This is a genomic window from Bacillus sp. TH13, assembly GCF_016651175.1.
Taxonomy (GTDB): domain Bacteria; phylum Bacillota; class Bacilli; order Bacillales; family Bacillaceae_G; genus Bacillus_A; species Bacillus_A thuringiensis_S.
Genome location: NZ_JAEKEJ010000025.1, coordinates 3,884,033 through 3,897,611 on the forward strand (window position 1 = coordinate 3,884,033; position 13,579 = coordinate 3,897,611).

A 13,579-nucleotide genomic window follows, 5' to 3' on the forward strand; every position below is an offset into this window, starting at 1 on the left:
AGCATGTAAAATGTTAAGTAAGAGAAAATGGTTTTATATTAAGGAAGTGTCAAAGCAATGAGTTTCACATTAAATAAATCGATTATTAAAGAAGTGTGCGGAGAGACCTCATATAAAAGAGGTGAAGCCTATTATAAATCAAATAAAGTGATAATAAATCATTATGATGAAAATAAAGAAATTTGCGAGGCGACAGTAAAAGGGAATGAGGATTTCCATGTTATAGTAGAAAAAGCTAAAAAGGGTGATGTTGTTGCGAAATGTAGCTGTCCTTCATTAGCGTCTTTTCAAACGTACTGTCAACATGTTGCAGCGGTATTAATACAAATAAACTATAATCAACAAACAGGTGGAATGAGCTCCACTAGTAACAGAAATGATCAATTGACAAGTGGTATGTTGCAGCTGTTTGCAGACAAACCACTGAGGCCAAAAAGTAAACAACACCGTTTTGATACACGTGAAATGTTAGATATTGAGTTTATATGTACACCAGTAGCTACGAGGAGTGGTGGTGCTCTTCTTGGCATGCAATTGAAACTTGCCAAAGTGTATTTCATAAATCATATTAGAGAATTTCTTTCTAAGGTAGAGAAAAGAGAGTCTTTTCATTGTTCAAATGAATTTACATATACACCAGTTGTACATAGTTTTAAACAAGAAACGGATGCGATTATTCAGCAGCTCATTAAAATGTATCATAACGAAAAAATGTATGAAGATACGCTAGAAGTACATGCGAAACAAGATGAAAGTATGATATTCATACCACCAGTTTCATGGAAAGATATGCTCTCTTCACTTTCTAAAGTTGAATATGTACAGCTGAAACAAAATGAACAACTGTTTCAGGGATTACAAGTTTCAAAAGGTTTGTTGCCGTTACACTTTGAATTTACGAAGGGGAATAATGGCGGATTTACACTTCATATAGATGGTCTAAATCGTGTACAAGTTATGGATATGTATAACAATGCACTTTACGATGGGAAATTATATCACTTACACATTGAAGATTGTATGCGACTTATTGAATTACAAAAGATGATGAGTCGCTCAAATAGTAATCAGTTTTATATTCCAGAAAGTAAGATGGAACATTTCGTCGCGAAAGTTGTACCAGGATTAATGAAGCTCGGAACTGTACACATTGATGAAGTAATATCAGATCGTGTTGAAACACCTTCGCTAAAAGCGAAATTGTATTTAGACCGTGTGAAAAATCGCTTATTAGCAGGTCTTGAATTTCACTATGGGAACGTCATGATTAATCCGCTAGAAGAGGATGGACAGCCGTCTGTTTTTAATCGTGATGAGAAAAAGGAAAAAGAGATTTTAGACATTATGAGTGAAAGTGCCTTTGCAAAAACAGAAGGCGGTTACTTTATGCATAATGAAGAAGCTGAGTATAACTTTTTATATAATGTCGTGCCAACATTAAAAGGTTTAGTTGATATTTATGCGACGACAGCAATCAAATTGCGAATTAGTAAAGGGGATGCAGTTCCTCTTATTAGAGTGAGAAGAAAAGAAAGAATTGATTGGTTGTCATTTCGTTTTGATATAAAAGGAATACCAGAAGCAGAAATTAAAGGTGTATTAGCGGCACTTGAAGAGAAACGTAAATATTATCGATTGGCGAACGGTTCGTTTTTATCGCTAGAGAGTAAAGAGTTTAATGAAATTAATCAGTTTATAAAAGAGTCAGGTATTCGGAAAGAATTTTTACATGGAGAAGAGGTAAATGTTCCGCTTATTCGGAGTGTAAAATGGATGAACGGACTTCACGAAGGCAATGTTTTAAGTTTGGATGATTCAGTTCAAGAGTTAGTAGAAAACATTCAAAACCCGAAAAAATTAAAGTTTGCTGTGCCAAATACTTTAAATGCAGAAATGAGAAAGTATCAAGTATATGGGTTCGAATGGATGAAAACACTTGCTCATTACCGTTTTGGCGGTATTTTAGCAGATGATATGGGACTTGGAAAAACGTTGCAAAGCATTGCTTTTATAGATTCTGTTTTGACTGAGATTCGAGAAAAGAAACTGCCAATATTAGTCGTGTCACCATCATCTCTTGTTTATAATTGGTTTAGTGAATTGAAAAAATTCGCCCCGCATATTAGAGCAGTTATTGCAGATGGAAACCAAGCAGAGCGCCGGAAAATTTTGAAAGATATAACGGAATTTGATGTCGTAATTACGTCATATCCATTACTGAGAAGAGATATAAGATTATATGCAAGACCATTTCATACACTATTTCTTGATGAAGCACAGGCGTTTAAAAACCCTACAACGCAAACGGCAAGAGCTGTGAAAACAATTCAAGCTGAATACCGTTTCGGACTAACGGGTACACCTGTAGAAAATTCATTAGAAGAGCTATGGTCTATCTTCCATGTCGTCTTCCCGGAATTATTACCAGGAAGAAAAGAGTTCGGTGATTTAAGGCGTGAAGATATAGCGAAGCGAGTGAAACCATTCGTATTAAGACGATTAAAAGGGGACGTATTAAATGAGTTGCCAGAGAAAATAGAGCACTTACAATCATCGGAGTTATTACCCGATCAAAAGAGTCTCTATGCTGCTTATTTAGCGAAGTTAAGGGAAGAAACGTTAAAGCATTTAGACAAAGACACGTTACGTAAAAATAAAATTAGAATTTTAGCTGGTTTAACGAGATTGCGACAAATTTGTTGTCATCCCGCTTTATTTGTTGATGATTACAAAGGAAGTTCAGCTAAATTTGAACAACTGTTAGAGATTTTAGAGGAATGTAGAAGTACAGGAAAGAGAATATTAATTTTTTCTCAATTTACGAAGATGCTTTCCATTATTGGTCGTGAGTTAAATCGACAAGCAATTCCATACTTTTATTTAGACGGGAGTACACCAGCGCAGGAACGTGTAGAGCTGTGCGATCGGTTTAACGAAGGAGAAGGAGATCTATTTCTCATTTCTTTAAAAGCTGGTGGTACCGGACTTAATTTAACTGGTGCAGATACAGTAATATTATACGATTTATGGTGGAATCCAGCTGTTGAACAACAAGCGGCGGATAGAGCGTATCGAATGGGACAAAAAAATACAGTGCAAGTTATAAAGCTAGTAGCCCAGGGAACAATTGAGGAGAAAATGCATGAACTGCAAGAAAGTAAGAAAAATTTAATCGCTGAAGTGATTGAGCCGGGAGAAGAGAAATTGTCCTCAATCACAGAGGAAGAAATTCGAGATATTTTAATGATTTAATATAAAAAAGCTATGCCTTCGAATTTATGAGGGCATAGCTTTTTTGTTGTAATAATTATATTTTGTTTTGTACAAAGTAAAGAAATCAAATGTTATTTAAATTACTTCTTTGTACCTTTACTTTTGTATGGTTTGGCAGCTGCCTTTTTCTTTGCACTTGATTGCCAACGGTTCCATCCTTTACTTCCTGTACCTTGTCCTACACCTTTTTTCGGTTTTGCTTTCGTTTTACTCATATGATCACTCCGTTATATAAAAATCTTATTTGATAATAGTCAATGATTTAGAAAATACTCTTTATAAATGACTATGATTGCTTTAAGTAAAAATAAACTGCTTGAATGCTATAGTATAACATGAATTTGCAAGTAAACTGAAAGGAATTATAAAGAAAATGAAAATAATAAGAAATACTGCGGATTCTATATTCCGAACGATCACATTAATTGTTGTGTATACGTTAGTTTCGGTCAGTGAAACATTTTTTGGATTGACGAGGCAGAAAAAGTAAAGATGTTAAATTAACAACAATCAATAAAGCCGTAAAATAAAGAATTGAAAAACATTTTAAAACTTTTTGTTGACTTTCTTTATTTTTTGTATAGAATAATCATTAATAAAATGTTTCAGAGATGTGACAACAAAACGACTATGAAAGGACGAGTAGTAGTAGGACGTAGTTTAAGCGAGTCAGGGGTGGTGTGAGCCTGATACGAAGCCTATTATGAAGAACCTCCTGGAGTTGCTAACCGAAATCCTTTATAGGAAAGTAGACTTAGCCGGGAACTTCGCCGTTACAAGAAGAACAGTATCGAGATATTTTATCTCCGTATTGTATAAGTGAGCAACCTCTGTTGCTAATTTGGGTGGTACCGCGGAACCAAAGCCTTTCGTCCCAGTTTTTTGGGAAAGAAGGGCTTTTTTTGTTGGCTTCTTTTCACAACATCCAAACATTTTAGGAGGAAACCACCATGTATCAATCATTAATGACAGTAAGAGAGACTCAAATCGCAATTAAGGAAGTTAAAACATTTTTCGAGGACCAATTAGCAAAACACCTGGAATTATTCCGCGTATCTGCACCATTATTCGTAACGAAAAAATCAGGATTAAACGATCACCTAAACGGTGTAGAACGCCCAATTGAATTTGATATGTTACATTCAGGAGAAGAATTAGAAATTGTTCATTCACTAGCGAAATGGAAACGATTTGCATTACATGAATACGGATACGAAGCTGGTGAAGGTTTATATACAAACATGAACGCGATTCGTCGTGATGAAGAACTTGATGCAACGCATTCCATTTACGTTGACCAATGGGATTGGGAAAAAATCGTTCAAAAAGAATGGCGTACTGTCGATTACTTACAAAAAACAGTACAAACAATTTATGGAATATTCAAAGATTTAGAAGATCACTTATTTGAAAAATATCCGTTCCTTGGAAAGTATTTACCAGAAGAGATTGTTTTCATTACTTCTCAAGAACTAGAAGATAAATATCCAGAATTAACACCGAAAGATCGTGAACACGCAATTGCAAAAGAACACGGTGCAGTCTTTATTATTGGAATTGGTGATGCACTTCGTTCAGGTGAAAAGCATGACGGACGCGCGGCTGATTATGACGATTGGAAATTAAACGGTGATATTTTATTCTGGCACCCAGTACTACAATCTTCATTTGAATTATCATCAATGGGAATTCGTGTTGATAGTAAATCGCTTGATGAGCAGCTAACGAAAACTGGTGAAGACTTCAAACGTGAGTATGATTTCCATAAAGGTATATTAGAAGACGTACTACCATTAACAATCGGCGGTGGCATTGGACAATCAAGAATGTGCATGTACTTCTTACGTAAAGCACATATCGGTGAAGTTCAATCTTCTGTATGGCCTGACGATTTACGTGCAGCTTGTAAAAAAGAAAACATTCATCTGTTTTAATAGAAGTGAGGGAATAGCTTAAATATAGAGCTATTCCCTCTTTTTTAATTGTGTAAACGAATGGTTTACAGAGAGTTTTACTAATGGTTTCTTTCATTTATATCTCTTTTTATGTAATAATTTGTTAAAGGAGGGGACGTTATGAGCATAGGAGAACAGCTAAAAAAACTACGAGAATCAAAGGGGTTTTCGCAAGAGGATGTTGCTAAAAAGATTGGTGTGACAAGGCAAGCAGTATACAAATGGGAAAATGATAAAAGTTATCCTGATATTGACAATCTAATTTTACTAAGCGAAATGTACAATGTTACGCTTGATGAGTTAATAAAAGGGAAACAGAATATTAAAGAAAAAATACATATTGATGAAGAAGATGAGGATTTTGAGAAAGAGAATGAGTTTGGTTTTTATATTGGATTTGGTTTGCTAATTTTAAGTGCTTTCGTTGATTATGAAGGAATGCAAGAAATTTTATTAGGAATAGCACTATTCATGATAGTTTTTTACTCTGACGTGAAGAAAGTTATTTTGAATGAGTTCAGATCGTTTTTTAAAAGAAAAGATATATATGATAAGAGGTGAGAAGAATCAGTTATATTTCCTAGGAAAGAGTATAAGAAGTAATTGAATTGTTTCATAATGATTTTAGGATATTGATAGTGTGTTAAAAAGTTCAAACAAGCATAACCCCGTTCTAAAGCTAGAACGGGGTGCAAAATCTAAGTTTTATGAAGCGAGAATTTCTTTCAAATATTTTTACTTTAGTAAAGACTTCTTATAAAACATTACTTATTTATTCCCGAGTTCTTCTGCTAAACCGATTAAAATTCCTTCGACTCCACGAATGTAGCAGAGACGATACGAGTTCTCGTACTGAACTACTTCACCAACGAGCTCTGCACCATGCTTAGTGAGTCTCGATACCATTTCGTCAATATCTTCAACGGTAAACATGACGCGTAGATAACCGAGAGCGTTCACAGGAGCATTTCGGTTATCTGATATAGTAGGTGGGGTGAGAAATCGCGAAAGTTCAATTCGACTGTGGCCATCTGGAGTGACCATCATAGCAATCTCTACGCACTGAGAGCCGAGTCCAGTTACGCGACCAGCCCATTCACCTTCGACAGTGGCTCGCCCTTCGAGGTTCAAGCCAATCTCCTCGAAGAAAGAGATTGCGTTATCAAGGGATTCTACAACGATGCTGACATTGTCCATTCGTAGTAATTTGTTTTTTGCCATAGTCTTATCTCCTTATGTATAAAAGTTTATTATTTAATCATCCTCATAATTATACTACTAAGTAGTTACAAATTCCTTTCAGTCAAAAACACCTTGTCATAGTATATGAAAAGGTGACAAGGTGTTTTTTTATATGTCATATAGCATCTTGTTAACGAACAGCGTTTTATTTAAGAGGAAGGAAGTAGATTAATATGATTTTTTTATAAGCGTTACTAAACATATCAAATTAGCTCATTTGCACGAAAGGCTCAATTTTCGCCATAAATGATTGATGCAGCGCCTCAACGCCTGTTACTAAATGAAGGCGGTCAATAACGACAGACACTTTAATTTCTGATGTACTTACCATTTTAATATGAATATCTTCTTCTTTTAAAGTAGTGAACATATTTGCAGCGACACCTGGGTTAGATACCATGCCAGATCCTACGATTGATACTTTTGCTAAGTGATTTTCATGTTCTACAGATTCGTAGTGAAGAGTTTCTTGATTTTGTTCCAAAACTTTTAAAGTTTCTCTTAAATCATTCGAGTGAATGGAGAAGGAGAGATGTACAGTTCCTTCATTTGTAATACTTTGAATGATGATATCTACATTAATGTGTGCTGCTGCTAATGTAGAGAAAACTGTTGAAAGCGAGCCTTGTTCTAGTCCTTTAATTGTGACACGTGTAATGTTATCCTCAAATGCAATACCTTTAACGATTGATTGTTGTTCCATGTTACATTCTCCTTTTACAATTGTTCCGTTTTCTTGTTCCATACTTGAGCGAACTTCTAAAACTACGTTATGATTTTTAGCAAACTCAACAGCGCGCGGGTGTAATACGCCAGCACCGAGATTAGCAAGCTCTAACATTTCGTCATAAGAAATTTCATCTAATTTGTAAGCATCTTTTACAACTCGTGGGTCCGTCGTATATACGCCTGTCACATCCGTATAAATATCACATTTTTTTGCTTTAAGTGCAGCGGCTAGTGCGACAGCAGTCGTATCAGAACCACCACGGCCAAGCGTTGTAATTTCATTTTTTACACTTATACCTTGGAAACCAGCTACGATAACAATCGTGCCTTCAGCAAGATAAGATTGAATACGATCTGTATGAATGTCAGTAATCCGTGCACTACTATGTACAGATTCTGTCGTAATACCAGCTTGCCATCCTGTTAATGAAATTGCATGATAGCCTTTTGCTTGCAGTGCCATTGTTAATAATGAAATAGTTACTTGTTCTCCTGTAGATAGAAGCATATCCATTTCACGTTTACTTGGATTTTCTGTAATAGCGTTAGCGAGTGCGACAAGTTCATCTGTACTTTTTCCCATTGCTGAAACGACAGAGACAATGCTATGACCTCGTTCATATTCTTCAATAATTAAATTTGCTACATGTTGAATGCGTTCGACGCTTCCGACCGAAGTGCCACCAAATTTTTGAACAATTGTTTCCATTACAAATTCCTTCTTTCGTCTATTTTTAAGAATAGATTAGGAAATATATAAATCCCAATACTCCTGTAGTTACCAGAAAGACAAACAAAAAACACCATCTCAAATAAGTGAGGATGGTGCTGTTACAGGAAAAGGGAAACAGAAAACGGAGCTAATAAAAAAACCGCCAAAAAAGGAATATCATAAAAAATGATATCTCTTTTTTGTAGATAGCTCTTCATACGTACACGTCTGTACATATGACAGTTCTGTTTCTATTCGAAAACAGCCCCAATTGATAAATGCAGAGAAATTTATCAATTTCGGCAATACTTCCTTTCATCTAAGTTCATAGACATCTCTGTGTCTCCATTAGAATACTCATAAGTATCGCAACCTCTATCTCACGTTTTAGGCGAGAGTGTTTGATTTATGAAGTTGTTGGTAACATTTGTTTTATAATAATTTAAATTTTTCGGGGAATCAAGTGTTTTATATATATTTTAAAAATTCTTTCTTTTTCAGAAAAAGTTTGTGAAAAATGTAGCAAAATAAATTCATTGCATGTACATTAAACTTATAGTGCATAGGAGGTGGGAGAATGAAAAGGAAACAGCCTATTTATGTTGCGACAAAAATGAACACGACGATGGAAAAATTATGGGAATATACGCAAGAGCCAGATATACATACAGAGTGGGATGCTCGCTTTACTGAAATTTCGTATTTAGAGAAAAAAGAAGGAGAACCACAGAAGTTTTTGTATAAAACAAAGATTGGATTTGGGCTTGAAATAGCTGGAGAAGGGGAATCAATAGGTGAAATAAGAAAAGAAACTGGTGAAAGAATTTCTTCTTTAAAATTTTGGACGGATAATACATTATCTCTTATTCAAATAGGACGTGGTTATTGGAAGTATACGCCGAATAAAGAATACATCCATTTTGAGACACAATATGATTATGATACAAGATTTGGTCGTATAGGAAATGTAATAGATTCCTATATTTTTCGTCCGTTATTAGGTTGGGCGACCGCTTGGAGTTTTGATGCCTTAAAATTATGGGTAGAAAAGGGGCTTCATCCTAGGTTACTAATTAGAAGAACAATGACGTATTGGCTCGTATGTTTTTTATTTGCTTTTGTATGGATATATCAAGGGATAGTGCCAAAACTACTGTTTACTCATTTAGAAGAAGTAAAGATGCTTTCTGTATTAATTGGTTCAAATGAAAGTAGTGTATGTATACTTAAAATAATTGGGGTGTTAGAAATAATTTTCGGTGTCGTATGGCTGTTGCCACTAACAAAACGAAAATTATTTATACTGCATATTATTGTGTTACTAGTTTTAACATTAGCGGCAGGGTTTACGGATATCAAAAGCTTTACAGGTCCGTTTAATCCGATTACATTAAATGTTCTTCTAATGGGGTTATCAATTATCGGTTATATAAATAGTTTTGATTTACCAAGCGCGAAAAATTGCAAGAGGGCGAGAAAGGGATAAGTGTATGGCTAATATGTATGAACGATTATTAGGGGATACCTATAAAAATCTTCATCCTGAATTGCAGAAGCGTTATGCGATTACAGAAGAGAATAGTTTTATAGGGGAAGGAAAGATGGATGGAATTTACGGTGGTTCTTTTTTCGTGAAATTTATATTGAAAATTGCATCGAAGTTTCGAATGTTTTTCTCGGAACGAGGAGAGGAAATTCCATTTACGATACAAAACATAGCTGAGCGAGATGAATATGGACAAGAATTAGTAAGGTGGAACCGTACTTTTTATTTTCATAATAAGAAAAGATATTTTAACGCAGTTATGCAATTGGATGAAAACGAAAATGAAATTGTAGATTATTTTGGCGAACCACATTTACTCGTTTCTACACTACATTTTCATATCGATGAGTTAGGGGCAATGCATATTTCTTCAAAGAAACAATGGTTTTATATGTTTGGAAGAAAAATGCCGTTGCCAAAATTCTTGTATGGTGAAGCAAAAATTGTTGAAAGTTATGATGCAACACTACAGTGTTTTCGAATTCATGTACAAGTACGAAACCCGTTAATTGGCTCGCTTTTTTCATATAAGGGAACATTTGTGGAAAGGAACTAAACGATATGAAAAATATAATATTTGGGCTTGCTTGTTATGTTGTTTTTTTAATATATGAGTGGTCGAATATAAACCCTGTTGAAGCAATTATATTATTATCTATTTTATCATTTATACCAATATCATTTTGTATTGTTGATAAAAGAAAAAGAGATGGTTCGCATTTATTATTTTATAAATTCGTATCGTTTTTATATCCAATCGCAGCAATTTGTGCAATGCTAGCTTTCTTCACAAATCACTATTTATTTGCGCTAGTTTGGTTTGTATATACAGGAATTGTTGCGTTATTTGGTGTAAGTAGATTGCTAGAAAGGGGATGGAAGCCGTTAGAAGAGACCGCCATAGATAGTGCATTTATTTATTTGTTTTTAGGTGGTTTTTGGTTTTTTGCTTCAGTAGCAAAACTTTCAATTATGCATTTTAGCTCTGACATTGTTTTACTCACAGCTGCACATTTTCATTATTCGGCGTTTCTATTGCCATTATCAGCTGGTTTAATAGGGAGAAAAAGAGAAAAGAGAAGTAAAGTGTATGATGTTATTATGTTTATCATCATGATTTCACCTATGACAGTTGCAATAGGAATTACATACTCAAGAATATTTGAATTTTTTGCAGTGTTCCTATATTTATGTGCGATTTATGGGTATGGATTTTACGTTTGGAGAGCAAAATTTAATGCTATCAGTGCAAAGATTCTTCTAATCGTTTCGTCTAGTACACTCATGGTTACAATTATGTTCTCACTCATATATTCATACGGGAATTTGAAGCATGTATTGACGATTACAATTGCTCAAATGGTTTGGATTCACGGTGTTGTCAACGGAATTGGAGTAGCGTTACCGGCATTTGTCGGCTGGATGATCGAAAAGAGTGTTCCGAATTATAAATACTATGGGAAACCAATGAGTAAGTTAAGAGGAAATGTGGCAATTGGTGAGGCTTATTTATATAGCAGCAATTTAGTAGACAGTAAGGAATACAACGGTTTAGTTGATAAAGTAAATGACTTTCATAGTGAGTCATTTGATGTGACGAAGGTTCCTTTAAGGATTATTCGTTTTTATGAAAACACAACAGAGTATGAGTTGCAATCAAATATTAAATGGGCTCGTTGGTTCCGCCCGTTTGCATTTTGTTATGAGAAAATGAGCAAGCGTGTGGGACAAATACATTTAGGGATGGGCGGCAAGTGGGAAACGATGCATGGCTCTATCATTGGTGTAATGGATGAGAAAGACGGAAGAGAGAATGTAAGGGCTTGGCTAAGGAAAAATGAAGCAGGTAAATCTATTTTTGTAGCTCTTTATTCAAAGCATACATATAAGAACGAGACATACATGAATATTGCATTACCTTTACCATATTCGAATATGACAGGGATTTTGAAATTATGTAATAAGAGTAATGATTTAATCATTACTAGTAAGCTAAGAAGAAATGGTAAGGGAGATGAGGGTATTTATTTACATACTCGTTTCTTTACAATACGTTTACCGTTAGCAGAGACTTTCGTCATTACAGAGGATAAGGATAAAATGTTAACAGCTCATCATAGCATGTGGATATTTGGACTTAAATTTTTACATATTCATTATAAGATTGAAAAAATTACTTAGAAGTAAGAAAGGCTTGGACAGGTTTCCAAGCTTTTTTTATGTATGGGTAATTGTCATAGAAATTTGTTTATTTAGCTCATTATCCCAAACACGTTGAATTTCAAAAGTGCCTGTTTCAAAAAATAATGGGAATCTCTCTTTAAACCAATCTTGCATAGGAAGATGTAGTGCTGTATCGATTGGTATCCAGGATAATTCGCCTTCAGGAGGATTCAAAAGGAGTTCACCTTCAAATGAATTTGTCCAATAGTTAAATACCATATATCGAACATTTTCTTTCGGATTTACGTATTCATCTAATCCCTTAAAAGTTAAATTTGAAACAAGTAATCCAGTTTCTTCTTTTACTTCTCGTTTAGCAGCTTGAACGATACTTTCTGGAAAATCTACTTTTCCGCCAGGAGCGATGTAGCCAGGAAAACCTCGATGGTCGGGGCGTTTTATAAGTAAAACATCATTATTTCGTTGGATCATACACATTGTATAGATGCGGTGCTCGATGTTATGTGAATTTGAAGGCATTGTAATGTATTCTCCTTTATTTTTCTTGATAATTTTACCATAACATAATAGTTTCTTATATAATTAAAATAGAATATTATTAATTTTCGGCACTTTATTATGAAGTCTATAATCATTTGAAAAGAGGAGAGAAAGATGCAAGGGGAATTACAAAGAGAAAAAGATTTAGGGTATGTTGGCAAATTATTATCGCCAGTTAAAGCGTCACCACATTTTAACTTTTTATGGATTGGACAATTACTCTCGGCCTTAGGCAGTTCGATAACTATGGTCATACTTCCAGTTGTTGTGTATTCATTAACTGGCTCAACAGTTGTGATGGGGATGACAATGGCAATGTACATGCTACCTAATATTCTCGCTTTACCGTTTGCAGGTTTAATTGTAGACCGAATTGATCGGGTTAAATTAATGTTATTTACGGATATACTCCGCTGTATATTAATGCTATTACTTGCATCGCTTATATTTATGGATTTATTAACAATTACAGTTTTATATATTCTCGTAGCCTTATACGGACTTATGGAAGGGATATTCCAACCAGCATATTCTGCTGTAAGGGCAAAAGTATTCGTTCCTGAAATTCGTAATGCAGCTAACGCACTCACTCAAATGAGTAATCAAGGTATACGATTAATTGGGCCAGCACTTGGTGGGTTAATCGTATCGGTTGCGTCTGCAGGGATAGGTTTCGGCCTAGATGCAGTAACGTACTTATTATCATTTTTATGTTTATTATTTTTAAAAGAAATTAAGTTTAAAAAAGTAAAACCCATTGAAAAGAGTAAGCTTAATTACAAACAAGAGTTTATGGAAGGTGTTTTAGTTTTAAAAAGTCATCCGTGGCTGTGGATTACAATTTTAGTTTTTTCTTTTATAAATATTTGTTATGCCGGCATTATCGTCGTATTAATTCCGTGGTTATTTAATGTTCATCATCATTTTGAAGCTTACGTGTATGGACTTGGCATGGCCTTTTCTGGTGGTGGGGCTGTAATTGCCGCATTAATATTTGGTGGGAAAGAGCGGTGGCATAAGAGAGGATTACTGGCTTATGGAGGTGTTTTAATTAGTGGTATTGCTTTATTAATTATGCCATTCATTTCTTGGGCACCCGCTTTAATATTCTTAATGGCAATTGAAGGATTTGGCATGATGATATTTGGACTCATTTGGGAAACGAGTTTACAGGAACTTGTACCGGAAGAAGCATTCGGAAGGGTGGCAAGCCTTGATATGTTGGGTTCTTTTGCTTTATTGCCATTAGGGTATGTAGTTGTAGGTTGGTTAGCTACTGTCATAGGTGGCGAGATAACTATTATAACACTAGCTAGTTTAGTAATTTTAACAATTGGAATTGCATTGTCTGTACCGAGTATTCGTCGATTTAATTGATTATATGGGAAAAGAGGGGGA

The 13,579-nt window shown here is 34.8% G+C and carries 11 protein-coding genes, 1 riboswitch and 1 other annotated feature; of the genes, 7 read left to right on the forward strand and 4 right to left on the reverse strand.

Translation table 11 applies throughout. From position 1 onward, the window contains the following. The first annotated feature begins 57 nt into the window (after window positions 1-57). Window positions 58-3,252, forward strand: a complete 3,195-nt coding sequence (locus JFU02_RS28530) for a DEAD/DEAH box helicase (protein ID WP_061666799.1) — start codon at window positions 58-60, stop codon at window positions 3,250-3,252. 101 nt (window positions 3,253-3,353) lie between these two features. Here the strand turns inward: JFU02_RS28530 and JFU02_RS28535 are convergent, their stop codons facing one another. After that, complete coding sequence (locus tag JFU02_RS28535) at window positions 3,354-3,488, reverse strand: DUF3934 domain-containing protein (protein WP_000047588.1); 135 nt, start codon at window positions 3,486-3,488, stop codon at window positions 3,354-3,356. A 406-nt stretch (window positions 3,489-3,894) separates the two neighbouring features. Then, window positions 3,895-4,153, forward strand: a binding site (T-box leader). Between the two features lie 70 nt (window positions 4,154-4,223). Here JFU02_RS28535 and asnA point away from each other — a divergent pair. Next, complete coding sequence (asnA, locus tag JFU02_RS28540; protein WP_086406589.1) at window positions 4,224-5,207, forward strand: aspartate--ammonia ligase; 984 nt, start codon at window positions 4,224-4,226, stop codon at window positions 5,205-5,207. 141 nt (window positions 5,208-5,348) lie between these two features. Beyond that, complete coding sequence (locus tag JFU02_RS28545) at window positions 5,349-5,789, forward strand: helix-turn-helix domain-containing protein (protein ID WP_000021949.1); 441 nt, start codon at window positions 5,349-5,351, stop codon at window positions 5,787-5,789. A gap of 207 nt (window positions 5,790-5,996) precedes the next feature. Here the strand turns inward: JFU02_RS28545 and JFU02_RS28550 are convergent, their stop codons facing one another. Then, entirely contained in the window at window positions 5,997-6,449 is a 453-nt protein-coding gene (locus JFU02_RS28550) for a VOC family protein (RefSeq protein WP_001107267.1), read from the reverse strand. A gap of 229 nt (window positions 6,450-6,678) precedes the next feature. After that, a complete protein-coding gene (locus JFU02_RS28555; RefSeq protein ID WP_000448036.1) occupies window positions 6,679-7,908 on the reverse strand; it encodes an aspartate kinase in 1,230 nt (409 codons plus the stop codon). Between the two features lie 202 nt (window positions 7,909-8,110). After that, window positions 8,111-8,297: riboswitch (Lysine riboswitch) on the reverse strand. A 191-nt stretch (window positions 8,298-8,488) separates the two neighbouring features. On the opposite strand from JFU02_RS28555, the gene JFU02_RS28560 reads away from it, so the two are divergent. The 3 genes from JFU02_RS28560 to JFU02_RS28570 are packed head-to-tail and all read left to right on the forward strand — an operon-like array spanning window position 8,489 to window position 11,638. Continuing rightward, window positions 8,489-9,397 carry a DoxX-like family protein gene (locus JFU02_RS28560; protein ID WP_000823942.1) on the forward strand — a complete coding sequence of 303 codons (909 nt, stop codon included), beginning with the start codon at window positions 8,489-8,491 and terminating at the stop codon, window positions 9,395-9,397. Window positions 9,398-9,401: 4 nt separating this feature from the next. Continuing rightward, window positions 9,402-10,013 carry a DUF4166 domain-containing protein gene (locus tag JFU02_RS28565; RefSeq protein ID WP_000002645.1) on the forward strand — a complete coding sequence of 204 codons (612 nt, stop codon included), beginning with the start codon at window positions 9,402-9,404 and terminating at the stop codon, window positions 10,011-10,013. A gap of 5 nt (window positions 10,014-10,018) precedes the next feature. Beyond that, entirely contained in the window at window positions 10,019-11,638 is a 1,620-nt protein-coding gene (locus JFU02_RS28570) for a YndJ family protein (RefSeq protein ID WP_098515806.1), read from the forward strand. Between the two features lie 36 nt (window positions 11,639-11,674). On the opposite strand, the gene JFU02_RS28575 is transcribed toward JFU02_RS28570, so the two are convergent. Next, a complete protein-coding gene (locus JFU02_RS28575; RefSeq protein ID WP_061666797.1) occupies window positions 11,675-12,160 on the reverse strand; it encodes an 8-oxo-dGTP diphosphatase in 486 nt (161 codons plus the stop codon). A 135-nt stretch (window positions 12,161-12,295) separates the two neighbouring features. Between JFU02_RS28575 and JFU02_RS28580 the strand changes: the two genes are divergently transcribed. Further along, window positions 12,296-13,558, forward strand: a complete 1,263-nt coding sequence (locus tag JFU02_RS28580) for an MFS transporter (protein ID WP_001161201.1) — start codon at window positions 12,296-12,298, stop codon at window positions 13,556-13,558. The last annotated feature ends 21 nt before the right edge of the window (window positions 13,559-13,579 follow it).